The following is a 23,012-nucleotide window of genomic DNA, read 5'->3' on the forward strand; positions in this document are numbered from 1 at the left end:
ACGGCCAAGAGGATACGGCGCATAGGCATCAGGATTACCGTGATTATTCATTTTCATCAGTAACCTGAATCAATGGGATGGACTCCTCCTCACCTCACCGGCATCTACGTGCCAAAATGGTGAGTGATTTGGCGAGAGTCAGTGGGGCGATTTCATCCATGAACTCAACCATCATCCCTGTGTTGATTTTGCCGAGCGCAAACCGAACAACCAGCTGCATGTCGTCTACGATGGAACCCATTGGTCTCTTGACGAGTTAATGGAACTGATCAAAACCCACGGAGGCGGGTTGCAGGCCGGGTGGTGGACCCAGCGGAAACTGGCGTGGTGTCGGTTTACAGACGACAATGTTCGGGCCAACGCAAAACATGATCCGTTTTGCTGTTCCAAAATTCCACCTATGAAGCGTAAATAGAAACGACAATAACCGGAGGTTGAATGAGCAGGGAGCAAGACAGAACCACTCGCTATCAGGAAGGCAGTCTCACCCTGCCAGGAACCGTCATGCTGGGTACCGGCGTCATGATAGGCGCTGGTATTTTTGCGTTGACCGGACAGATGGCACAGATGACGGGCGTTCTGTTCCCCCTGGCGTTTCTGGCGGCCGCCGTGATCGTCAGCTTCAGTGCTTATTCCTACATCAAAATTTCCGATGCGTACCCGTCTGCGGGCGGTATCGGCATGTACTTACACAAGGCCTACGGAAACCGGCTGCCGACCGCATTTAACGCCTTGCTGATGTACTTTTCCATGGTGATCGCCCAGAGTTTTCTGGCCCGCACGTTCGGCTCCTACACCATGCAGCTCTTCGGTGGCGACGAAAGCGGGCGAATGGTGCCCATTCTCGGGGTGTCACTGATCCTGGCAGCGTTTCTCATAAATCTGCTGGGTAACCGGATGATTCAGGGTGTGGCTTCCTTTATCGGCGTCCTGAAAATCGGCGGCATACTGATTTTCGGGTTGGTGGGGGTATGGGTCGCCGACTCCATATCGGTTGACTTCTCGAATCCCGGAGAGGCCGGAACTGTGGGCAACTTCCTTGGAGCAACCGCGCTCGGAATTCTAGCTTTCAAGGGCTTCACCACCATTACCAACAGCGGCTCCGAAGTAATAGACCCCAAGCGGAACGTAGGACGGGCGATCATTATTTCCATTGCAGCCTGCGTGGTGATCTATACGTTGGTTGGTTTTGCTGTTGCCAGCAACTTGTCCCTGGCCGAGATTATCGAGACACAGGACTACTCCCTTGCCGCCGCCGCCCGCCCGGCACTGGGGGAGTACGCCGTGTGGTTCACCGTTGCCATTGCCATGATGGCTACTGCCGGAGGCATTCTGGCCAGCATTTTGCGGTGTCCCGGATGCTGGCGATGCTGACGGAAATGAAACTGGTCCCCCACCGGCATTTCGGCATGCCAGGCAGTATTCAGAAGCACACCCTGGTTTATACAGTGGTCCTGGGGCTGGTCCTGACGGCCTTTTTTGACCTCTCCCGGATTGCTGCGCTGGGTATCGTGTTCTACCTGGTAATGGATGTTGCGATTCACTGGGGTGTTCTTCGTTATCTACGCGAAGACGTGAAGGCCAGCGCCTGGGTGCCAGTCATGGCCATTTTGCTGGATTTGCTCGTTCTTGGGGGCTTTGTGTGGGTCAAGCTGAATACGGACCCGTTTGTCATCGGTGTTGCGGTGGCCACCATGATCGTTATTGCAGTGGCAGAGCAGATTTTTTTGAAAAAGTCCGAGAATTCCCGGCAATCGGGAGATGAGGAATCTCATGCTCATGATCACCATTAACCGGCATTCGACGTGGAGGGCAGTGCTATGATGGAAGATAATATGTTTGGCAACACCATGTGGGCAGGGCACTGGCTGTGGATGCTGGTGATTGCCATTGTAGTTGTGATTCCGGCCTGGCGTATTTGCCAGCGTACCGGGTATCCGGGCTGGATGGGCTTCCTGATACTGATTCCCATCGTCAATCTCGTATTACTTTATTTCATAGCGTTCAGTGACTGGCCAAGCAACAGAAACAATGACGGGAGATCTTGATGAACAGTACGAAAACACAGGCACCGCAAAGGCAAAGGGACCTTGAGCTGATTGTGCCGGGAATGGGGTCAGACCACTGCGCCGGCATTATCAACAAAACGATTGGCCGCTTGGACGGAATCGACCAGATAGAGACTAACATTGCCAAACATAAGGTGAGTGTTCGCTCCCTTGCGTCGGGGCCTGACGGGGAAGCCTTAAAACACGCTGTGGAGGGTGCCGGTTACGATGTGGCCTCCGTGAGGGAAGTGGGTGGCAGGACTTTCAGGGTCACGGTACCCGGAATGGGGTCCGACCATTGTGCGGGTATTATCAAGAGTACGCTTGCGCGACACGACGGCGTGCAGACGACGTCAACCAACATAGCCAATCACACAGTGAGCGTGGTAGTCGGCTCGGATGGGCCGACAGAAAATGAGCTGAAAGAGCTGATAGAGGGCGCCGGATATGATGTTGCTGCTGTCGCTCTTGAGGGAGATGCCAGTCAGGAGGAGGACTCGGCCGTTGAAGAGGCCTATCTGAAGCTTGCATTACGCAGGTTCTGGATCGCTGCGGTACCGACAACACTGATCATGGTGTTGATGATGTTTCATATGTTCTGGCAGCCCATTCCGGGGTATCTGGCTATTATTGCAGTGCTCGGCTTCCCGGTAGTGTTTTTTTATGGCGGTGCCGCTACCCACAAGGCTTCCTGGCGTTCACTGAAGAATGGCACCTTCAACATGGATGTGCTCATTTCCATGGGCAGCCTTCCCCCCTACCTGATTGGTCTGGTGGGCTTTGTCTATCCGATGACCTCTTTCATCGAAATGGCCGTTACCATCATGACCTTCCATATGCTTGGTCGGTACCTGGAAGCAAAAGCCAAGGGCAAGGCCTCGGAGGCCATCCGGAAATTGCTCACCCTCGGCGCTAAGACCGCCCGCGTGGAACGGGAAGGGGAAGAGGTCGAAATTCCCGTGAAGGATTTGGCTCCAGGCGACATCATGATTGTCCGGCCCGGTGACAAGGTGCCCACTGATGGTGAAGTGGTGGATGGTGAGAGTCATCTGGATGAATCCATTGCCACTGGCGAGTCTGTCCCGGTATACAAAAGCACGGGAGACACGGTTATTGGTGCCACCATCAACAAGGAAGGTCGCCTGAGAGTCAAGGCTACCCGTGTTGGTGGTGATACCTTTCTGGCCCAGGTGGTGAAACTGATCGACGAGGCTCAGGGCTCCAGGGTGCCAATCCAGGAGTTTGCTGACCGCATGACCGGTCGCTTCGTGCCGCTGGTTCTTGTTATTGCCCTGGGCAGTCTTGTGGTCTGGCTGTTTGCAGGCGATACACTCCGACCAATCCTTGAATGGGGCGCCGCTTTCCTGCCGTGGGTAGACCCGACGGCGGCCACGCCGGTGCTGGCTATCCTGGCGGCTATTGCTGTGCTGGTAATTGCCTGCCCCTGTGCATTGGGGTTGGCAACGCCGACTGCGCTGATGGTGGGTTCGGGCGTCGGCGCCGAGCGGGGCATCCTGATTCGTTCTGGAGAGGCCATTCAGACCTTCAAGGACGTCAAGGTAATGGTCCTCGATAAAACGGGCACCATTACCAGGGGTGAGCCGAAGCTTACCGATGTAGTACCCGCCGACGGCGTTTCGGAGACCGAACTGCTGGAGCTTGCCACCGCGGTAGAAAATGCTTCTGAGCATCCCATCGCCCGTGCCATTGTGGACGGTGCCCGGGAACGTGGAATCAAACCCGGGAACGTTGTTGATTTCCGCTCCACCGGCGCCAGAGGTGTTTCGGGAAGGGTCGGTGAGAGCACCGTGCTGATTGGTAACCGCCTCTTGCTGGAAGAGCAGGGCGTTAATGGACTGGAGGCCCTGGACAAGAGTCTTTCCGACCTTGAGGATCAGGGCAGAACTGCCGTTATTGTTGCCCGTGACGGCAAGGCCTACGGCATTGTCGCGGTAGCCGACACGCTCAAGGACGAATCGGTGGCCGCCATTCGGGCCATGCACGAGCAAGGACTGTATGTTGTGATGATGACTGGTGACAACGAGCGTGCAGCCAACGCGGTTGCCCGCGAAGTAGGCATCGACGAGGTTCGCGCCGGGGTGTTGCCGGAAGGTAAGGTGGATGCCATTCGGGAACTGCAGGAAAAGTACGGCAATCATGTTGCCATGGTGGGTGATGGCATTAACGACGCCCCGGCACTCAAACAGGCTAACGTAGGCATTGCCATAGGCGCTGGTGCGGATGTGGCTATCGAAGCTGCTGACGTTACCCTGGTCCGTGGCGAATTATCTGGTGTTGTTGACGCCATGGTGCTGTCACGTGCGACCTTCAAAAAGATCGTTGAGAACCTCCTATGGGCCAGTGGATACAACGCTGCGGCTATTCCTATAGCTGCGGCGGGGCTGCTGCATCCGATGATTGGTGTAGTGGCGATGACTGTCAGCTCGCTCTCGGTCATTGGTAACTCAATGTTACTGCGTCGGCGTTACGAGAAGGATCACCGGTAGGCCGGATGAGCTCTGCTGCTGGGCCGGACGCAGTGCAAAGCGCGGTGATGAGCGAACAATTTGCCATTGGCTGCATCGGCCTGGGTGCGGGGGTCATTGCGTTCGCTATGCCCGGTGGAGTGCATTGGAGTCGAGTAAAGGCCCCTGTTCGGAAACAGCGTTTAAGTGTATTTTTTAAAGTATACCTTCCGCGAGGGATGAGCCCGTATGGATATCAAAACACTCGGAGAGCTAATTGACTGGACGAGCAAGCTCCACTCGCACTTGGCGCGGTGTCTGTCCCATTGTGAAACAAAGCACGAAGACAAGCAGGCAAGGGCCCTGTTGGACTATCTGGCCACCCATGAATCTGAAATCGAGCGCATTGTGAGGGAGTTTGAGCGCCAGGGAGATGCGAAGGCATTGGAGAGTCGCGTTTACGATTATCTATCTCATGATCCCATAAAAACCCATCGGACCTGCGACGAGCCATACGTGAGGCTTGATATTGCTGGCATCTGCCGTGAAGTGTTCGACGTCCACGAGCAAATTCTTGATCTCTATCAGACCCTTGTCGAAAAAGCCGAAATTCCCGAAGCACGGGAGCTGCTCCAGTCGCTCCTGACCTTGGGAGAGAATGAAACCAAGCGCCTGGCCCGCCAGATTGGCCGTATGGATGATTTCTGACTGTGTTTGATATCTGCGACAGTGCGCAGCTCAGTACCACTTGTTAACACTGAATCTCGGCCAACCACCCTCCGTCTAATAGGGGGGGGGTACAAACTCCAAAATCGGCCGCCCCCCTTAAATTACGGCCCAGTATTCAAGCCTGAAAACCCCTGAAAGCCACGTGGCACAAGGGATACGGGCGAACGCATGGCATTACAGGCTGTGTCATAGCCAGTGGCTAAACAAGGGGGGGACCCGCGTGCGGCGGGTTCCTTGTTGGCCGAATAGACGACCAAGCAAAGTACTAAACCCGTGAAACAGAGAATCAGAGGGTTACGGCACGATTTCCACACAAAGTGCTAAACAAACTTAAAGTTGATTCTAGAATAGGGCGCTGGCCTGGGCTTCCACACAAAGTGCTAAATTCGGCGTCCGACTCGGAGTTTGGAATAGTCTCGCTGGAACGGAAAGATTGGAGGCAAACAACAAGCCTTGTAAGCAGGGGACGCAATTAAACAATAGCGAACATTGGTGAGTACGTGATCCAAGCATCGTGGCTAAGTTTGGTTAACTCCCGAGCCCAGTAATGGGCACCGGAACAGGCCTCCATGCCGATCAGGCACGGTGGCAGTTACGCGAAGAACGCCAGCAGCTTAGGGCGATTGAGCCGTTTACGAACCACGGCCTTGCCGTCTTGATTGGTGCCGTGAATACTGAACACAGTTTTCGCCAGATCAATGCCAATGGTTGTAACATTCATGATGACCCCTCCTGCTCTGGCTGAAGACGTCAGACACCTTCAATGTGGCACATCGATGCCTGGGGAGCAGGGGAAGCTTATATCATTCGTTAGGTGTTTTAATGGAGTATCTCTACAATGTACTTCTATTCCTTGCTCAAATTGTGTTCTTTTGGATTATACTTAGCGGTAAGGTTTCGATAGATAGAAGTTGGCTGGTTGTTCAATATGGCTGGGTACTCAAGGTAGTTGTGATCGTATTCACTTTGTTTTTCTCCCTTGTTTTATATTCTGCAATTCAAGAAGAGAGAGTTATTCAAGTAGTTTACTGGTTTCTTTTCTCTATCGTCGGAGTAGGGCTAGTGAGCTTGAATGAGGTCTTTCGTCGAAAAATTTGGTTCGATGAAAAGATGATTTACTACCAATCAGCTTTCGGCAAAAGAGTCAGATTACCGCTTTCGGAAGTCGTGTCCATAAGCCGTGGCCGGTATGGGTCCTCGTTTAAAATAGTCGGGGCGAAGGGACAAAAAGTTGAATGCTTCCTTCATATGGCGGGTAGCATTGAGTTTTATAATTATGTTCGCTCAATATCAAGAAATGACCAAACCTAACCAACGCATCAACCTCGCCATGGACTTCCAACTGATGCGCAAGGCGTTAATTGACATGAGCAGAGTCGTTGAGTTGGTAGATGGAGCCCATTTCGTAGCAACTCTATGGTGCTTGTCTCCCCTAATTCCGGTGTCGTTGCTGGCTTCTGAGGAGGTAGTTTGGATGCCTTACGCTGGGGCGTGCATATTTGCCTTATTCGGATATTCCGTTTGCAAGCTGCGTTCAAAACGCAAGCGCGAGTCTCGTTGGGGGTATTCTGATGCAGTTGCATATATTGTCCTACCACTCACGTTATTTGGTCTCTCGTCGTACGGAATGTTCAGCAGTGCTGTCACTTAACCAATCCCGTTAGTCCCGAGGCCTTTGAAAAGGCCTCCGTTTGAGGCTGAGGTGTGTCATATGCATCGCGGTAAGTCCAAAACGGAGACAACTCCATTGGCATTGGTCGCCTTATCCGAATGTTCGCTTTGCGACCGCCTACGCCTTCCCAACTACTCTAAATAAAAGGATTCTCGATGCCTCCTCCTCGCGATCATCTAATAACATTGGCACCTGATGTCCAATGATCCGTTCCTACTGATCGCGGAGAGGCGAAGTATTTAAAGAATATCGGGGTGTGCCCTGGTTTTTTCAGTCATACCGGCTTGGTCTGTGTGCCTGGTCATCAACCTCTGACAAGGGCCCGGGCAGCCGACAAGACGCATTCCTGAAGGGGCTGCATGAAATTGGGGCTCAGGGTGCCTGCGTCAATTATATTCATGGTCAGCAGCCTTTGCCCGGGTAGCTGATCGATTTGGAAAGGGCGAACCCTTGAGGACGTAATCGACGACTCTGGCAAAAGGGCCACTGCCAGTCCAGATTCGACCGCCGAGTATAGGTTTGCCATGTCCGAACTGGTCAGTACCGGATGATAGTCCAAGCCGGACTGCCTCAGATCCGAGGCAGCGAGATCCCGCAACGCGCAGTCGCTTTCCAGCAAGGCAACCGGGAGTGCCTCCTCTGTATTGATCGGTAGCCCGGCCGGGGCATACCAGTACAGAGCTTCCGACCACAAGTTTTTCTCCGGGGAGAACTGAGGCTCGCCCGTAACAATGGCCACATCCAGATCCCCGGTGGTTACCAGTTCCCGGAGTTTACGGCTGCGGCCACAGGTAATCCGGGGCACCAGCTCGGGAAAGGCCTTCCGAATGCGAGGAATGAACTGCTTTAGGAACGGGTGGGCATAATCTGTGGGTATTCCGAAGTGCACCGGCCCTCGCAGGGGCTCCGCGCTAAGCGCACTCAGCGTCTCATTGTTCAGACGCAGCAGTCTGTCAATGTAACTCAGCAACGTTTTACCGGGCTCCGTAAGCTTGATGCCCTGGTTACTCCGTTCAAGAAGTCGCTGCCCCAGCTGTTCTTCCAGGCGCTTGATCTGCATGCTGACAGCTGCTTGCGAGCGGTACAAGCGACTCGATGCCTCTTTAAAACCGCCTGCCTCTACCACGGCGGCGAAGGTGTTCAATAGGTCCAGATCCAGTAAGGGTTTCATAGGATTCGTCTTCGTTCATGTATCACAAAACCTAAATTATCATATCAGCAATATTCGTTTGATTGAACTACTCTGCACTTTTATGATGTCGCCATATTCATTGCAATTGACGATTTAGTGATCAGGCCAATGGGTCTGGCACGAACGAGGAGATGACACCATGAATCACATCGATATCCCTGAGACCATGACAGGAGTTGTTCTCACCGGGCATGGCGGTTTGGATAAACTCGAATTCCGGGAGAACCTTAACGTGCCCAAGGCCGGGGTGGGAGAGGTGCTTATCAAGGTCGGTGCTAGTGCCATTAACAACACCGACATAAATACCCGCACAGGCTGGTATTCCAAGGGCGTGACAACGGGAACGGATCAAGGAGCGGCATCCGGATTTGAGACGGCCAGCGAGGAAGACGGTACCTGGTCCGGAAAGCCCTTGAGCTTTCCGCGTATTCAGGGAGCCGATGTGTGCGGAACCATCGTTGCGGTCGGTGAGGCAGTGGACCGGGGACGGATCGGCGAGCGAGTGCTGGTTCGCCCCATGCAACAGTCGCCTGATAACCCGTCCTCCTACAACCTCATCACATTTGGTTCCGAGTGCAATGGCGGCTACGCCGAGTATGCCGTGGCGAGATCCAGCGAAGTGTTTGCGGTTAACAGCACACTGAGCGACACCGAGCTGGCGTCTTTTCCCTGTGCATACTCAACCGCTGAAGGCATGCTGGACAGAGCCGACCTGAAAGCCGGAGAACGGATTCTAATCACAGGCGCTTCCGGCGGCGTTGGATCAGCAGCAATTCAGCTGGCGAAACGCCGGGGTGCCGAGGTCATCGCCGTGTGCGGTGAATCCAAGTTCGACGAGGTGCGTTTGCTGGGCGCTGACCAGGTCGTTCCCAGGGGGGAATCGCTGCTGGAAGTACTGGAGCAGGACAGCGTTCAGGTAGTGGCGGATCTGGTCGCTGGCCCGCAGTGGCCGGAGTTATTGGAGGTGCTTAGCCGAGGCGGTCGTTACGTCGCCTCGGGGGCCATTGCAGGGCCAATGGTGGAGCTGGATGTTCGTACTCTGTACCTGAAAGATCTGAGCCTGTTGGGTTCCACCTGGCAGCCCAAAAAGGTGTTCGAGAATCTGATTGGCTACATTGAGCGGGATGTAATCCGGCCCGTAGTAGCGAAAAGATACGCTCTGCGTGATGTGGTAACGGCTCAGCAAGATTTTATGACCAAGCGCTTCTCCGGCAAACTCGCGATTGAAGTTGCCGAACAGAATCACTGAACAAGAGAGCAGGTAGGAAGAGAAAGCTGATAAAAACGCACCGTCCCTGGTGCCAAGACGCAAATGAAACTTCTGAAACAGGAATGCCTCAACCGTGGCTTTCGGAGCGCACCTCGCCACGGATAACAACCTGACCGCTGTAAGGGGCCGGCTCTGCGTTTTCATGGTTCGCGTTCCGGTCCTGAATTTCACCACGAATAACGACCTGGCCGCTGTAGGGCGCGGGATGGGCCTCTTCGGTGCTCGGCTGGTCTGACTTTCGGTCTGCCAGAGTTGCGTGAGCGGGAAGGGCAGTCGCAGCCATGAGTGAAGCCAGGGTAATCAGTGCAGCTTTACGCATTTCAATTCTCCAAACATTGAGTGGGTTCAGCTGATCCCGCGGCAAAAGCTGTTCGGGCATCAGATGGGAGAATTATGGAGGCGAAGGCTGCCGAAGGAATAATTCTTAAACGGTATGGCTAACATCATTTTCCGTGATGTAACTAACGCGCAACCGCACATTTAGTGGCCGTATTTATGCTTATACATAACCCTCAATGATGTTTTGAATATCAATCCATAATTAGTCCTGCCAGCCCGCTACTTGAAAAATAGCAGCCAACTTTTCGACCGATCTGAATTCGGAGTTGGCTATGTTTCGTCGTTTACTAATTGCTTCCCTCGCAACAGTTGTATTCGCTCCTTTTGCGCACGCAGAGCCTGGCGACTCGGTACTTGCGCTTTCGACAGACAATGACCTGTTTGCGCCGACACAAACAGACAGAGACTATACAGCGGGTCTCGCCATTACCTATTCATCCAACTCACAAGAATTCATTGATAACCCCGTGTCCCAGGTGAGCCAAGGCTTGGACGGTTTGTTGCTACCTATTGTGGGGGGCAGCGTCGAAATCCCCGAAAGCGCCGCGCTTGAATTCGGTGCTTATGGTTTTACCCCTGAGGAGATCAGCGCATCGGACATTGATCGAAGTGATCGGCCATACAGCAGCCTGGTCTATATGTCGTCTAGCCAGAGTTATGAATCCCCCGGTGCAGGCTCCGGTTGGACAACGTCGATGACCGTCGGGATTCTCGGGCTCGACGCGTTCAAAGCCGGGCAAAATGCTGTGCACAAGGTGGTGGGTAGCGATCGCGCAAACGGATGGGATCATCAGATCTCGGAGGGCGGTGAGCCGACGTTCCGATACTCAGCGGCGTATCACCAGTACCTGGACGCCAGCCAACCCGATCAGCAATACAAAGTGACCTATTTTGGATCAGTGGGCTATTTGACGGAATTCGGCGCGGCGCTGGTGTTCCGTGATGGACTGATTTCCTCGCCAGACAACCGTTTTAACCCTGAGCTGATGGCTTATGGCGAACGAGCGCCGGGTGTTTCGGCACCAGGTGGCAGTGAGAGCTATTTCTGGGGCGGTTTGTCCGTAAAAGCGCGGGCGTACAACGCATTTCTTCAGGGGCAGTTTCGCGATTCAGACCACGAGCTGACCGCCAATGATCTGAACATTCTGCTGGCTGAAGTCTGGGGAGGCTACACCCACAGTTTTCTCGGCGGCAGCGAAATCAGTTACGTGCTGCGAGTTCAAAGCTCCGAAATTAAATCTGGTACGGGAAACCGCACGCTCGCCTGGGGTGGCATTGTGTTTAGCAAGCGGCTGTGAAGGCCGCCGGTGACCATTCAGCAGATCACTGAATGGAACATATACCGCACCGGAATTAGTTTTAACCCCGTGAAGGCCTCATTCTTTCACTAACCCACAGGGCAAAGGAGACTGTGAAATGAGCAAGATCATCGAAGTAACCGATACAAACTTTAAAGAAGCGGTCGAGCAAAGCGAGCAGCCGGTGCTGGTGGATTTCTGGGCACCGTGGTGTGGGCCATGCAAAACTGTTGCACCAATGCTAGAGGAGATCGCCGATGAGTTCGGCGAGGCGCTAACCATCGCCAAGGTCAACGTGGACGACAGCCCCGAGATTACTGCAAGAATGCGTATCCGGAGCATTCCGACGCTGGCTCTCTTTGATGACGGCGGAATGATCGCCCAGAAAACCGGAGCCGGAAGCCTGGGTGAACTGAGAACCTTTGTAAAAGGACATCTGTAAACCGGAACCAAAGCCTCCCTAGCGGAGGCTTTCTGCGTTCTGTGGGCGGCAAAAGGTCTACAGGAATACCGCAATTGCGGTTGTGTGTAATCCGGGCCAGACTTATGCCGGTTCAATCGCCCCAGGTATATGGAATGAAAACACAAGAACTACAGTTGTTGTATATTTTTGACGCCATCATGACCGAGCGGTCGGTGACACGCGCAGCAGACCGGCTCGCCATGACGCAGCCGGCGGTTTCCAATGCTATATCGCGAATGCGTCAGATCTGGAACGATCCTCTTTTTGTGCGAAAAGGGCGTCAGATTGAACCCACGTCCTATGCATTAAGCCTCTGGGACCAGGTCAGCGATCACATGTTTGCACTGACCAACGCGGTCAGCGCAACCCAGTTTGATCCGAGCACGTCAAACCGCACCTTTCGTGTTGCGGTCACGGATGCCATTGTTGAAATGATCTGGCGTCAATTGGTGCAAATGCTTGAAAGCGAAGCGCCCGGTGTTGATGTACACGCGGTGCCTTACACACCCGAAGGCACCCACGCCGATCTGAGAGAAGCCCATGTTGATGTGGCGGTGGGCGTTTTATCTCAACACGATTACAGCCTGCGAAGCACCTGGCTTTTCGAGGGGGGCTACGTGCTCGCCATGCGCGCCGACCATCCGCTGGCCGGTCGACAGATTACCATGGAAGAATTCCTTGAGGCGCGACATCTTCTGGTAAGTATGTCAGGCGATGCCCATGGCTTCGTGGACAGCTATCTCGATCAGAAGGGTATGAGCCGCCGGATAGCGGCGACTGTTAATCATTTCTCAACAGTTCCGGTAGTACTCAGAGAAACCAACCTCATTGCTGCTGTCCCAGAATTGATCAGCCAGGATTGTGGTTTCGTGAACGGCCTATGGATGGGTGAGCTTCCCTTCGACGTCGATCCGACGAGTCTATACCTGATCTGGCACGCCCGTCATGACCGCGACCCCGGAGTCGTTTGGCTCCGGGAGAAGATGGAGAATCTGCTCCAGGAACGGTGGCATGACATTATGGTCAATTCTCCCTGTGGACGGCACCAGCTGAAGGCTGTCTGAGTCGATGCAGCGTTTCAGGCGGTGGTTTGCAGCGCCATAGTGACCGCTTGTGGTGGCTGCCCGTAAAACCGCTTGAATTCCCTGCTGAACTGGCTCGCGCTTTCGTAGCCCACCAGGGATGCGGCCTGGCTCACCTTCACACCCTGATCTGAAAGCAACTCCCGGGCTCGGGTGAGCCGGATGCGTTTGATGTACTGGATGGGGGACTGCGCAGCCACCTGCCGAAAATTGCGGTGGAAGGTCGCCGGACTCATGTTGGCAAGAGCGGCCAGCTGTTCGACATCCAGCGGTTCCGAAAAGTGCGCATGAACGTGCTTGAGCACCGGCTCCAGTCGGGAAAGTTGGGTGTTATGCCGCACCAGATCTACCAGCGAGGCGCCGTTCGGGCCCCGGAGCGCGTGCAGCAACAGTTCCTTTTTCAGGCCCGGTCCGAGGGCCTTGGCCGCCAGCGGGTCATTCAGCGCCTCGGCAAGCCGCACCACGCTGGCGTTGAAGGCGCGAGTGGCCGGAGCCACGTACAAGGTGTGCGCATTCAACGAAGGAGCGTTGGCGCCGCCGGTCTGCCGGCACTCATCAAAAATCCGCACCAGCTCATGCAATGCCGACAGATCCAGGTCCATGACCAGGGAGAGCAGGGGACCGTCGGGTGGCGTGATTGCCTCGCAGTCAGCGGGCGTGGGTAGGGTCAGCACAAGGTAGTTGTCGGGGTTGTACTCGTACACCTGGTTGTCGAGAAACACCCGTTTGGTGCCTTGGGCCATGATAATGATGCCCTGGCTGTAACAGAGCGGCTCTCTGCCCGTGGTTTCGTTGCTTCGGTAGACCCCGACGCCCTCAATCGGTGTTGGGTTGTAGCCCTCGGTCGCTGCAAGTGGGGCCAGCAGTTGGGCGAGTGTGGGCATCGGTCGGTCTCCTGAATGGGTGAAGACGCCATCTTACCTGCGATGCATTAAAATGCCTAGTCGTGTCGTTAATGATAGGAAAAGGCATGCCAGTGATCGAAATGCCCATTCTGATTTGGTCTTGCGGCGATACAATCTCTCCACGCTTTGATGAGGAGAGAGGATTATGCAAAATTTCGATTTCTACAATCCAACCCGTATTGTTTTCGGCAAAGACCGTCTGCAGGAGCTGGATCAGCTCATTCCCAAGAATTCTCGGGTGCTGGTTCTGTACGGTGGCGGCAGCGTCAAGCGGTTCGGTACCCTCGATAAAGTTCTGGCCGGCCTGGGTAATCGGACGGTGTTCGAGTTTGCCGGCATTGAGCCCAACCCGCGCTACGAAACCCTGATGGAAGCGGTGGATCTTGTCCGCCGGGAAAGCGTCGATTTCCTGCTGGCCGTTGGCGGTGGCTCGGTGATGGACGGCACTAAGTTCGTGGCCGCGGCTGCGCCGTTTGAGGGCGACGAGGAAAGTCTGCTGGAGCATGGCTTTGCCGGCCTTCCAGTGGAACAGGCACTGCCACTCGGCACCGTCGCCACCCTGCCGGCGACAGGCTCTGAAATGAACATGGGCGCCGTCGTCTCCCATAAGGGCGGGAAATGGCCGGTAATGAGCCCGCTGTTGTATCCGACGTTCTCGTTCCTGGACCCGTCGCTGACCTTCTCCCTGCCCACCAGGCAGGTCGCCAACGGCGTGGTCGACGCCTTCGTGCACGTGGTTGAACAGTATGTAACTTATCCGGTCAACGCGCAGATTCAGGACCGCACCGCTGAAGGTATTCTCAAGACCCTGATCGAGGTGGGCCCGGTCACCCTGGCCAACCCGGAGGACTACGATGCCCGTGCAAATCTGGTCTGGGCGGCTACCTCCGCGCTGAATGGCTACATTGGCGTGGGCGTTCCCCAGGATTGGAGTACCCATATGATTGGGCACGAACTGACCGCCATGTTCGGCATCGATCACGGGCAGAGTCTCGCCATTATCCTGCCGTCGGTCTGGAAACTCCGTAAAGAGCAGAAGCGGGAAAAACTCCTGCAGTACGCCGAGCGAGTATGGGGCATCGTCGACGGCTCTGAGGAAGAGCGCATCAATCAGGCCATCGCCCAGACCAGAGCCTTTTTCGAAAGTCTGGGAGTTGCAACGCGACTGGATCAATACGGGGTCAAAGAAAATCAGGTGGCCGACATCGTCGAGGCGTTGAAAGCCCATGGTATGACCGAGCTCTCGGAGCGGGGCGACATGACACCAGAGATCAGCCACCAGGTTTTGATCGATGCCTTCAGTGAGTGAGAAATCCCGGAGCATCGATCGATAACCTGCCCGAAGTGAACGCTGTTCTGTATGATGCGAAACCATGAAGAACGCGCGATCAAAAATCCAACTGAAGAGTTACAGCGATCATGGGCAAACACACGCCCATGATCATCATCAGTTGGTGCTGCCCTTGGTGGGAAAACTTTCTCTGTCGGTAAATAGTCGGGCCGGGGAAGTGGCTGAGGGCAGAGCGGCGATCATCGCCGCCGGTCAGGATCACGATTTCGAAGCCCGGGATGACAACCGGTTTGTGGTCGCAGACGTTCCAGATGGCTTGGCTCCGATGCTGGACCGGCTGCCCTGTTTCGTGCAGCTCGATGCCGGGTTGGAGCATTACGTGCAGTTTCTCCATGCCCAGTTGCAACAGGGCGCGGAAGGCTCCCAGACTCAGCACCAGATGTTGCTGTTGCTGATCCAGCTGCTGCAGGAGCGCTTTGGAGACCGTTTACGGCTGGATCGTCGAGTGGACGTGGCGAAACGCTTCATCGACGAGCATTTCCACCAAAAGATCACCGTTAATCAACTGGCCACCATCGCGCACCTGAGTGTGCGGCAACTGAACCAGCTGTTCCGGGAGCAGGTGGGCTTGCCCCCCCCATCATTACCTGACGGAGTTGCGCATGCAGACGGCGTGGCAACTTCTCGAGCGGGGTGACCTGTCGATCCAGCATATCGCCGACGCCGTCGGGTACAGCTCACTGTCAGCCTTCAGTGATAGATTCGCCCAACATTTCGGGCATTCTCCCAGTCATTTTCGCCGACTTTCTAAATAACCCTTCCGAATTCTGGAAGCCTGCCCATCACCGGCTCAATAAGCTGTTGCGTCTGAACTGATTGATCTCTGACTTAGAGGGACGCAACTATGACCGCGGCATCCGCCACCTGGATTGGCTCAATATCTGTGCTTTTATGGGGCACCCTGGCTTTGCTGACCAAGCTTACCGGCGGGCAGATTCCGGAATTTCAGCTCATGGCCATGACCTTTACACTGGCTTTTGCACTGATGTGTGTCCGTTGGTTCAAGGGCGGGCACTCGGGCATCCGCTTCGCGAAGCAATCCGCATTTGCCTGGACCATCGGTGTGGTGGGCCTGTTCGGCTATCACTTTGCCTACTTCAAGGCCATGACCCTGGCACCGGCGGTCGAGGTCAGCCTGCTGGCCTATCTCTGGCCGCTGTTCATTGTCCTGTTTTCGGCGCTCTTGCCGGGCGAGTCCTTGCGGGCACAGCACATCGCCGGGGCGGTGATGGCACTGGTTGGCTGCTGGTTGCTGATCGGTCGGAATAGCAGCGGCTTCAGTGCCCAGAATCTGGATGGCTACTTAGTGGCGTTCGCCTGCGCCTTGATCTGGTCGTCCTATTCGGTGCTCAGCCGTCTGGTAAAATCTGTGCCTACCGATGCTGTTGGCTGGTTTTGTGGTGTTACCGCGGTCCTGGCTTGGATGTGCCACCTGATGTGGGAGCAAACGGTGTGGCCGGATGGCGCAAGCCAATGGGTCGGAGTGGTCGGGCTGGGCCTTGGTCCCGTGGGCATAGCCTTTTTCACCTGGGATTACGGGGTAAAACACGGGAACATCCAGCTGCTGGGAACCCTGGCATACAGCGCACCCCTCATTTCGGTCATCTTGCTCATCGTTTTTGGCTTCGGCGAGGCAACCATGGCCGTCGCAGGTGCCAGCACGCTGATTGTGTCCGGATCACTGGTAGCTGGAAAAACCCGAAACACAGAGACTGCCAAAACTGTAAATCATGAAGCTGTGTAACAACGGAGGATGAAGAATGATTTCCTGGGAAGATTTTGAAAAAGTGGAATTAAGAGTTGGCACCATTATTGAAGTGCAGCCGTTCCCTGAAGCTAGAAAACCGGCCTACAAACTGAAAGTGGACTTTGGCCCGGAAGTGGGCGTGCGAAAGTCCAGTGCCCAGATTACGGAGCTGTATTCGAAGGAGGACCTGCTGGGCAAGCAGGTATTGGCTGTCACGAACTTCCCTCCGAAGCAGATCGGTCCGTTCGTCTCTGAGTGTCTCGTAACCGGGTTCAAAACCGAAACAGGCGTGGTAACGCTGGTAAGCCCTGATTCTGAGGTCGAGAATGGGGAACGGCTGTTTTAATCTAAAGAGTGCGGTTCGCTGCGTTCCCGGGCTTTCTCTCCTAGAGAGTCGATCAGCGCCCTGACTCTGAGGACGTTCTGGCTCTCCAAATCCCCCTCCTGCATGAATCCTGAGCATTATCACCAGTGATGATGAGTGCAATACCGCATGGTGATTATATTTACCCTGCTTGAGCAAAGATAATTCCCTCCACGAACCACTCCGGCGCGGGTCCGAGGTCCAACCTCACCGCGCCGGCTCGGAAGTCCCCATCACGAACGATTAAGGATCAAGCTCATGGCTTATCGAATTCTTGCCGTGCTCAGCGCGGCCGTGTTTGTTCTTGCCGGCTGCGAAAGCGCAGCTCAGGGCACCGCGAGCCAGCCGGAGCCGCCTTCGGTAGAGGTGGTTGCCGCCGCCAGTGCCCGGGTTCAGCCCCAGAAAACCTACACCACCCGTATTGAAGCCCCAGAAAACGTCGAGCTGCGGCCCCGACTGTCCGGTGTGGTTGATGAGGTGCGCTTCGTAGAAGGTCAGAAGGTGAGCAAAGGCGACATCCTGTTCCAGCTGGATGACCGTCACCTGACAGCCCGAGTGGAGCAACTTAATGCCGAACTGTCCCGCGCAAAAGCGGCCCTCTATCAGGCCAAGGCGGAAGCCGAACGGGCAGGGCGCCTGCTGCGGAGCAACGCCATTTCTGAAGAACAGGCTGAGCTGCGGGATTCCGCGCGCCAGCAGGCCGAGGCCGAGGTTTCCTCACTCAACGCCCAGCTCAAGGAGGCGGAACTGCAGCTGAGCTATGCCACGATCCGCTCGCCAATTGACGGGGTTATTTCCCGGGCAAACATTACCGCGGGAAATACCGTAACCGCGAACCAAAGCCGGTTGACCACCATCGCCTCGAATCAGAACCGGTACGCCTACTTCGATATGGATGAGGGCACCTGGTATCGATTCTTCCGCGCCCGCGATCACGCCCTGGGCTCGCCGGTGCGTATTCAGCTCACCGGAGAGCAGGACTTCCCCCACGTGGGCGAGATCGACTTCGTTGATAACACCATCGATACCAACACGGGCACCCTGCGTCTGCGCGCGGTATTGGCCGATTCCGGAGAGGCTCTGGTACCGGGTGCCTTTGCCCGTGTGAAAATTGCCGTGGCCGCAACCGAGCAGAAGATCATGGTTCCTGATCGTGCCATCGCAACCGATCTCGACAGCCGCTTCGTGCTGACGGTCAACGAGCAGGGGGAGACGAGCTACACCCCGGTAACCGTCGGTGAGCGTTTCGGTACCTTCCGTGTGGTTGAGCAGGGCATTGCCGAAGGCGATGTACTGGTGGCGAACGGGACGGCCAAGGTAGGTCCGGGCATGACCATCGCTCCGGTCATGCTGTCAGAGGCACCGTCCGACGTGGCCTTCACGCTTGAAGAACACGCACCAGAAGTCCAGCAGACCGCTGTCGTAAAGTTCTGAGGCCTGAGTGATGAAATTTCCCCATTTTTTTATAGACCGGCCAATATTCGCCTCCATGCTGTCTCTGATCATTCTGATCGGGGGTGGCATCTCTCTGTTCCAGTTGCCGATCAGTGAGTATCCGGAAGTGGTCCCGCCCACAGTGGTGGTCACGGCCAACTACCCGGGCGCAAACCCAAAGGTGATTGCAGAAACGGTCGCGTCGCCGATTGAGGATGAGATCAACGGCGTGGAAAACATGCTGTATATGTCGTCCCAGGCAACGGCCGATGGCCGCATGACCCTCACAGTAACGTTTGCGCTGGGTACTGATCTCGATAAAGCCCAGGTTCAGGTCCAGAACCGGGTTGATATTGCGCTGCCGCGTTTGCCGGAAGAGGTGCAGCGCCTGGGAGTGGTGACTGAGAAATCATCCCCTAACCTGAGCATGGTTGTTCACGTTCATTCTTCGGATGAGAGCCGGGACATTACCTATCTGGCCAACTACGCCGAGCTGAATCTGAAAGATGAACTCTCCCGCCTTGGCGGCGTTGGTGACGTTCAGTTGTTCGGTGGCGGTGAATTTGCGGTTCGTCTCTGGCTGCAGCCGGATGAATTGGACGCCCGGAATCTCAACGCCTCGGATGTGGTGAACGCCGTGCGTGCCCAGAATCGTCAGATTGCGGCCGGTACCCTTGGCGCACAGCCGGCACCGAACGACAACCAGTTCCAGTTGATGCTGAACGTCCGCGGGCGCCTGACCTCCTTGGATGAGTTTCGGGACATTGTTTTGAAAATTGGTGATAACGGGGCCATCACGCGGCTCTCTGACGTTGCGAGAGTCGAGCTTGGCCAGAACACTTACGCCCTTGAAGCGGGTCTCGATGGAAAGCCGGCGGTTGCCATGCCGATTTTCCAGCGCCCTGGGGCTAACGCTATCCAGCTTTCTGACGATGTTCGTTCAACCATGGCGCGGTTGTCCCAGGATTTCCCGCAGGGCGTCGAGTATGAAATTGCCTACGACCCCACCGTGTTTGTTCGCGGTTCCATCGACGCGGTTATCACCACCTTGCTGGAGGCGATTTTACTGGTTGTGCTGGTGGTGGTGCTGTTCCTGCAAACTTGGAGGGCGTCCATTATTCCGCTCGTTGCGGTGCCTGTATCACTGGTGGGCACCTTCGCCGTGATGCAGTGGTTGGGTGTTTCCATCAACACGCTGTCGCTGTTCGGAATGGTGCTAGCGATCGGTATCGTGGTTGATGATGCCATCGTGGTGGTCGAAAACGTGGAGCGGAACATTCATCGGGGGCTATCGCCTCGTGAAGCCACCAAAGTGGCCATGAACGAAGTAACCGGCCCGATCATTGCCATTGCACTGGTGTTGTGTGCGGTCTTCATTCCGACGGCCTTCATTTCTGGTCTTTCCGGTCAGTTTTACAAGCAGTTCGCATTGACCATCACGATTTCAACCGTGATCTCCGCCTTGAACTCGCTGACCCTGTCGCCGGCGCTGTCCGCGTTGCTTCTCAAGGGCCACGACGAGAAGCCCGACCGGCTTTCCCGCGGCCTGGAAAAGGTGTTTGGTCGCTTTGTGTTCCAGCCGTTCAACCGGTTCTTTGACCGCACAGGTAATGCCTATGAAGTCCTGGTCAAGAAGCTGATCCGCTACAGCGCCATCGTTGGCGTGGTGTATGTCGGATTGACCGTTTTCGCCGGAGGCCTGTTCAACGCGGTACCGGGTGGTTTCATTCCGCAGCAGGACAAACAATACCTGGTCGCAGTTGCCCAGCTGCCGGATGCGGCGAGCCTTGACCGGACCGTGGACGTGGTCAACGAAATGCAGCAGATCGCGCTGGAGACCGAGGGCGTGGCAAACACCATTGCGTTCCCGGGCCTGTCCGTGAACGGCTTCACCAACAGTCCGAACAGCGGCATCGTGTTCCTGCCGCTGACCGATTTCACCGAGCGCACGTCCCCGGAACTCAGTGCGGGTGCGATTGCAGGCAAGTTAAACGGCGCCTTTTCAAGCATCGACGAAGGGTTTGTGGCGGTGTTCCCACCACCACCGATCCTGGGCCTGGGCACCACGGGTGGGTTCAAGCTGCAGATCGAAGATCGAAGCAGCAAAGGGTTTGAAGCCTTGTTCGATACCCTGCAAACCACCATCAACGAAGCTCGCAAGCATCCGGCATTGACGGGTCTTTACTCCAGCTTCCGGGTTCAGGTACCCCAGTTTGACCTGGATATAGATCGGGAGCGAGCAATGCTGCTTGGCATTCCGCTGGAGTCCGTGTTCGACACACTGCAGGTGTATCTGGGGTCGGTGTACGTCAATGACGTGAACATGTTCGGCAGCACCTATCAGGTGATTGCCCAGGCCGAGTCCGACAAGCGCCTTGATCCGGAGCACATTCTGAATCTGAAGGTTCGCAACCAGCAGGGCCAGATGATCCCGCTGTCCGCGGTGATGAGTGTCGAATCGACCATCGGCCCGGATCGTGTGATGCGGTACAACGGCTATCCAACGGCCGAGCTCAACGGGTCTCCGGCCCCGGGCTTCAGTTCGGACCAGGCTCAGGCTGCTATCGAAGAGGTTCTAGCACAGACTCTGCCCGAGGGCATGGCGTTTGAGTGGACCGAGGTGACTTATCAGCAAAAACTCGCCGGCAACACCATGGTCTATGTGTTCCCACTGGTTATCTTGCTGGTATTCATCGTGCTGGCCGCTCAGTACGAGAGTCTGCGACTGCCGTTTGCAATTATTCTGATTGTGCCGATGACCTTGCTGTCGGCTCTGGCCGGGGTATGGGTGACCGATGGTGATAACAACATGTTCACCCAGATTGGTCTGATTGTTCTGGTGGCATTGGCGAGTAAAAACGCCATCCTGATGGTGGAGTTCGCCCGTGACCTCAATCTCCAGGGACACAGTCATTATCAGGCCATTGTCGAGGCCTGCCGTTTGCGTTTACGGCCGATCCTGATGACCTCGATTGCCTTCACTGCAGGTGTGGTACCGCTGGTGCTTGCGACCGGAGCGGGTGCGGAGATGCGTCACGCCATGGGGATAGCGGTGTTCTCGGGAATGATTGGTGTCACCGTGTTCGGCTTGCTGTTCACCCCGGTGTTTTACGCGGTGATTCAGCGTGCCAAGGCCGATACCAGGACGCCCGCCAACACCAAGGAAATACCTGAACAGATCACGGAGAATGACCATGCATAAACGGGCGGTTAGTGTCTTGCTGGGGTCTGCGCTGCTGGTTGGCTGCGCTGCAACCCCGGATTATGAGCCCCAACAGGAGGCGAACGAACGTTACCTCGACAGCCTCAGTTTCGGTGTTCAGAGCACAGACGCCACCACAGCGGAGTGGTGGAAGAGCTACGAGGATGACCAACTCAATCAACTGGTCGAGGTTGCGAAGGCCGCTAACCTCGATCTGTTGGCAACCCGGCAACGGGTCCGTCAGGCGCTTGCGGACCTGGGTGCGGACGAGAAACGGTTGCTCCCTCAGGGCGGAGTAACCGGCGAATACGAGGCGATCGATCGAAACAGTGTTCAGGAATCCTCTGCCGTCGGTTTGGCGGGCACCTGGGAAGTGGACTTGTTTGGCCGGCTGAGAGCGCTGATCGATGCCGGTGAAGCCAATCTTGAGGTTGCTCTGAACAACCAACGAGCGGTGTTGAAAGAAGTCACCGTTGGCGTTGTCCGAGCCTATCTGGAGTGGGAAGCCGCTCGCCAGCGGGTCCAGTTGATCAAGGCGGACATCCGGGCATTGGAAGACACTCGGGAAGTCATGGCCCTGCGCGTGGAGGAAGGCATTTCGCCGAATCTTGATCTCGCCCGCGCAGACACGCTGCTGGAACAGCAGCGTGCCAAGCTTCCTGACGCGCGAGCCCAGCTCTATCGGGCCAAAGCGGTGCTGTCCGTGCTCGTCAATGAAGATTCCGAATCGCTGGTCCTGAAGCCTGCCTCAGGTGCACTGGCCGCCTCCTTTGGCGTGCCGGCGGCCGGGCGGGCGAACGAAGCCATGCAGTTGCGTGCGGATATCGGCGGTGCGCTCGCAGCACTGGCCCGGGATGTGGCGGTTGGCAACGCCCTTCGGGCAGAACTCTATCCCCAGTTTTCGGTCGAGGGATTTCTGGGCTTGACCAACGTGGCGGAAGTGTCCGATGGCTTTGAGGGTACCGGCAGCATCGCTCCTCGCATCTCCTGGTCTCTGTTGAGTTATCCGGTGATACTGCAACGGGTCGAAAGCCAGAATGCAGTCTCGGAAGAAAGTTACATCCGTTATCGCCAAACCATCATTGATGCGGTCGCCAGTGCTCGGGTTGCGATCTTTGCTTACGGGCGGGCCTTGGAGGCTGATCAGGCAACGGGCAGGGCGTTTGAGGCAGCCAACGAATCGTTCACCATCGCCAGAACTATGCATCGTGAGGGTGCCATCGGCTATCTGGATTTACTGGACGCCAACCGAACCTTCATTTCCGCTCAGCAGGACCGGCTTTCCGCCAGATTGTCCTATGCGGCGGCCCAGCTTGGGGTGATTGAGGAATTCAGTGGGGTTTGGTCGTCGGAGGCGCACCGGCGAATGCTGAAGGCAACGGGTGGCGAGTCTTGAGGAAGAGGGTATGGTTTAGCTGAAAAAGGGGAAGTTCCGGGCTTTAGCGGCAAGA

The 23,012-nt window shown here is 55.8% G+C and carries 19 protein-coding genes and 3 pseudogenes; 18 read left to right on the forward strand and 4 right to left on the reverse strand.

Translation table 11 applies throughout. The features are described 5' to 3' along the window. Positions 1–130: 130 nt before the first annotated feature. The 5 genes and pseudogenes from KYE_RS22320 to KYE_RS08180 all read left to right on the forward strand — a co-directional run. Positions 131–415 (forward strand): annotated as a pseudogene (locus tag KYE_RS22320) (hypothetical protein); the annotation flags it as partial. 23 nt (positions 416–438) lie between these two features. After that, a pseudogene (locus KYE_RS08165) lies at positions 439–1,793 on the forward strand (APC family permease). A 27-nt stretch (positions 1,794–1,820) separates the two neighbouring features. Beyond that, complete coding sequence (locus tag KYE_RS08170; protein ID WP_008172241.1) at positions 1,821–2,048, forward strand: hypothetical protein; 228 nt, start codon at positions 1,821–1,823, stop codon at positions 2,046–2,048. Continuing rightward, a complete protein-coding gene (locus KYE_RS08175; protein WP_008172242.1) occupies positions 2,048–4,555 on the forward strand; it encodes a heavy metal translocating P-type ATPase in 2,508 nt (835 codons plus the stop codon). The genes KYE_RS08170 and KYE_RS08175 overlap by 1 nt, the downstream gene beginning before the upstream one ends. Positions 4,556–4,762: 207 nt before the next feature. Next, complete coding sequence (locus KYE_RS08180; protein WP_008172243.1) at positions 4,763–5,221, forward strand: hypothetical protein; 459 nt, start codon at positions 4,763–4,765, stop codon at positions 5,219–5,221. Between the two features lie 532 nt (positions 5,222–5,753). Here KYE_RS08180 and KYE_RS21100 read toward each other — a convergent pair. Beyond that, positions 5,754–5,963, reverse strand: a pseudogene (locus KYE_RS21100) (IS110 family transposase); the annotation flags it as partial. A 101-nt stretch (positions 5,964–6,064) separates the two neighbouring features. On the opposite strand from KYE_RS21100, the gene KYE_RS22325 reads away from it, so the two are divergent. Continuing rightward, a complete protein-coding gene (locus tag KYE_RS22325; protein ID WP_008172247.1) occupies positions 6,065–6,553 on the forward strand; it encodes a DUF6560 family protein in 489 nt (162 codons plus the stop codon). A gap of 665 nt (positions 6,554–7,218) precedes the next feature. Here KYE_RS22325 and KYE_RS08200 read toward each other — a convergent pair. Further along, on the reverse strand, positions 7,219–8,085 hold the full coding sequence (locus KYE_RS08200) for a LysR family transcriptional regulator (protein ID WP_008172249.1): 867 nt from the start codon (positions 8,083–8,085) through the stop codon (positions 7,219–7,221). A gap of 160 nt (positions 8,086–8,245) precedes the next feature. Between KYE_RS08200 and KYE_RS08205 the strand changes: the two genes are divergently transcribed. Further along, on the forward strand, positions 8,246–9,355 hold the full coding sequence (locus tag KYE_RS08205; protein WP_008172251.1) for an alcohol dehydrogenase family protein: 1,110 nt from the start codon (positions 8,246–8,248) through the stop codon (positions 9,353–9,355). A gap of 88 nt (positions 9,356–9,443) precedes the next feature. Here the strand turns inward: KYE_RS08205 and KYE_RS08210 are convergent, their stop codons facing one another. Further along, complete coding sequence (locus KYE_RS08210) at positions 9,444–9,695, reverse strand: hypothetical protein (RefSeq protein WP_008172254.1); 252 nt, start codon at positions 9,693–9,695, stop codon at positions 9,444–9,446. A 292-nt stretch (positions 9,696–9,987) separates the two neighbouring features. Between KYE_RS08210 and KYE_RS08215 the strand changes: the two genes are divergently transcribed. From KYE_RS08215 to KYE_RS08225, 3 genes are all read left to right on the forward strand, one after another. After that, positions 9,988–11,013, forward strand: a complete 1,026-nt coding sequence (locus KYE_RS08215; RefSeq protein WP_008172257.1) for a lipid A deacylase LpxR family protein — start codon at positions 9,988–9,990, stop codon at positions 11,011–11,013. 118 nt (positions 11,014–11,131) lie between these two features. After that, the gene (gene trxA / locus KYE_RS08220) at positions 11,132–11,455 is read left to right on the forward strand and encodes a thioredoxin (protein ID WP_008172259.1); all 324 of its coding nucleotides are present in this window, start codon (positions 11,132–11,134) and stop codon (positions 11,453–11,455) included. Between the two features lie 134 nt (positions 11,456–11,589). Further along, positions 11,590–12,540, forward strand: a complete 951-nt coding sequence (locus KYE_RS08225) for a LysR family transcriptional regulator (RefSeq protein WP_008172260.1) — start codon at positions 11,590–11,592, stop codon at positions 12,538–12,540. A 14-nt stretch (positions 12,541–12,554) separates the two neighbouring features. On the opposite strand, the gene KYE_RS08230 is transcribed toward KYE_RS08225, so the two are convergent. Continuing rightward, positions 12,555–13,442, reverse strand: a complete 888-nt coding sequence (locus KYE_RS08230; protein ID WP_008172262.1) for an AraC family transcriptional regulator — start codon at positions 13,440–13,442, stop codon at positions 12,555–12,557. Positions 13,443–13,608: 166 nt separating this feature from the next. Between KYE_RS08230 and KYE_RS08235 the strand changes: the two genes are divergently transcribed. The 8 genes from KYE_RS08235 (at position 13,609) to KYE_RS08265 (ending at position 22,957) form a co-directional block, all read left to right on the forward strand. Further along, complete coding sequence (locus KYE_RS08235) at positions 13,609–14,772, forward strand: iron-containing alcohol dehydrogenase (RefSeq protein ID WP_008172264.1); 1,164 nt, start codon at positions 13,609–13,611, stop codon at positions 14,770–14,772. A gap of 64 nt (positions 14,773–14,836) precedes the next feature. After that, positions 14,837–15,451, forward strand: a complete 615-nt coding sequence (locus KYE_RS08240) for an AraC family transcriptional regulator (RefSeq protein ID WP_008172266.1) — start codon at positions 14,837–14,839, stop codon at positions 15,449–15,451. Next, complete coding sequence (locus KYE_RS22330) at positions 15,417–15,569, forward strand: helix-turn-helix domain-containing protein (protein WP_202945857.1); 153 nt, start codon at positions 15,417–15,419, stop codon at positions 15,567–15,569. Before KYE_RS08240 ends, KYE_RS22330 begins: the two co-directional genes overlap by 35 nt. Before the next feature lie 89 nt (positions 15,570–15,658). After that, positions 15,659–16,558, forward strand: coding sequence for a DMT family transporter (locus tag KYE_RS08245; protein WP_008172268.1), 900 nt, complete (start codon positions 15,659–15,661; stop codon positions 16,556–16,558). A gap of 16 nt (positions 16,559–16,574) precedes the next feature. After that, positions 16,575–16,907, forward strand: a complete 333-nt coding sequence (locus KYE_RS08250; RefSeq protein WP_008172270.1) for a tRNA-binding protein — start codon at positions 16,575–16,577, stop codon at positions 16,905–16,907. Positions 16,908–17,183: 276 nt separating this feature from the next. Beyond that, positions 17,184–18,359 (forward strand): efflux RND transporter periplasmic adaptor subunit, encoded by a 1,176-nt coding sequence (locus tag KYE_RS08255; protein ID WP_008172274.1) that lies wholly within the window; start codon positions 17,184–17,186, stop codon positions 18,357–18,359. 10 nt (positions 18,360–18,369) lie between these two features. Continuing rightward, positions 18,370–21,561, forward strand: coding sequence for an efflux RND transporter permease subunit (locus KYE_RS08260; RefSeq protein ID WP_008172276.1), 3,192 nt, complete (start codon positions 18,370–18,372; stop codon positions 21,559–21,561). Next, positions 21,554–22,957 (forward strand): TolC family protein, encoded by a 1,404-nt coding sequence (locus KYE_RS08265; RefSeq protein WP_008172277.1) that lies wholly within the window; start codon positions 21,554–21,556, stop codon positions 22,955–22,957. Before KYE_RS08260 ends, KYE_RS08265 begins: the two co-directional genes overlap by 8 nt. Positions 22,958–23,012 lie beyond the last annotated feature (55 nt).

Source organism: Marinobacter manganoxydans MnI7-9 (assembly GCF_000235625.1).
Taxonomy (GTDB): domain Bacteria; phylum Pseudomonadota; class Gammaproteobacteria; order Pseudomonadales; family Oleiphilaceae; genus Marinobacter; species Marinobacter manganoxydans.

Bases quoted from the DNA above. Each gene is read 5' to 3' on its own strand.
- KYE_RS08170 (WP_008172241.1), top strand. From the start codon at position 1,821: ATGATGGAAGATAATATGTTTGGCAACACCATGTGGGCAGGGCACTGG.
- KYE_RS08175 (WP_008172242.1), top strand. From the start codon at position 2,048: ATGAACAGTACGAAAACACAGGCACCGCAAAGGCAAAGGGACCTTGAG.
- KYE_RS08180 (WP_008172243.1), top strand. From the start codon at position 4,763: ATGGATATCAAAACACTCGGAGAGCTAATTGACTGGACGAGCAAGCTC.
- KYE_RS22325 (WP_008172247.1), top strand. From the start codon at position 6,065: ATGGAGTATCTCTACAATGTACTTCTATTCCTTGCTCAAATTGTGTTC.
- KYE_RS08200 (WP_008172249.1), bottom strand. From the start codon at position 8,085: ATGAAACCCTTACTGGATCTGGACCTATTGAACACCTTCGCCGCCGTG.
- KYE_RS08205 (WP_008172251.1), top strand. From the start codon at position 8,246: ATGAATCACATCGATATCCCTGAGACCATGACAGGAGTTGTTCTCACC.
- KYE_RS08210 (WP_008172254.1), bottom strand. From the start codon at position 9,695: ATGCGTAAAGCTGCACTGATTACCCTGGCTTCACTCATGGCTGCGACT.
- KYE_RS08215 (WP_008172257.1), top strand. From the start codon at position 9,988: ATGTTTCGTCGTTTACTAATTGCTTCCCTCGCAACAGTTGTATTCGCT.
- trxA (WP_008172259.1), top strand. From the start codon at position 11,132: ATGAGCAAGATCATCGAAGTAACCGATACAAACTTTAAAGAAGCGGTC.
- KYE_RS08225 (WP_008172260.1), top strand. From the start codon at position 11,590: ATGAAAACACAAGAACTACAGTTGTTGTATATTTTTGACGCCATCATG.
- KYE_RS08230 (WP_008172262.1), bottom strand. From the start codon at position 13,442: ATGCCCACACTCGCCCAACTGCTGGCCCCACTTGCAGCGACCGAGGGC.
- KYE_RS08235 (WP_008172264.1), top strand. From the start codon at position 13,609: ATGCAAAATTTCGATTTCTACAATCCAACCCGTATTGTTTTCGGCAAA.
- KYE_RS08240 (WP_008172266.1), top strand. From the start codon at position 14,837: ATGAAGAACGCGCGATCAAAAATCCAACTGAAGAGTTACAGCGATCAT.
- KYE_RS22330 (WP_202945857.1), top strand. From the start codon at position 15,417: ATGCAGACGGCGTGGCAACTTCTCGAGCGGGGTGACCTGTCGATCCAG.
- KYE_RS08245 (WP_008172268.1), top strand. From the start codon at position 15,659: ATGACCGCGGCATCCGCCACCTGGATTGGCTCAATATCTGTGCTTTTA.
- KYE_RS08250 (WP_008172270.1), top strand. From the start codon at position 16,575: ATGATTTCCTGGGAAGATTTTGAAAAAGTGGAATTAAGAGTTGGCACC.
- KYE_RS08255 (WP_008172274.1), top strand. From the start codon at position 17,184: ATGGCTTATCGAATTCTTGCCGTGCTCAGCGCGGCCGTGTTTGTTCTT.
- KYE_RS08260 (WP_008172276.1), top strand. From the start codon at position 18,370: ATGAAATTTCCCCATTTTTTTATAGACCGGCCAATATTCGCCTCCATG.
- KYE_RS08265 (WP_008172277.1), top strand. From the start codon at position 21,554: ATGCATAAACGGGCGGTTAGTGTCTTGCTGGGGTCTGCGCTGCTGGTT.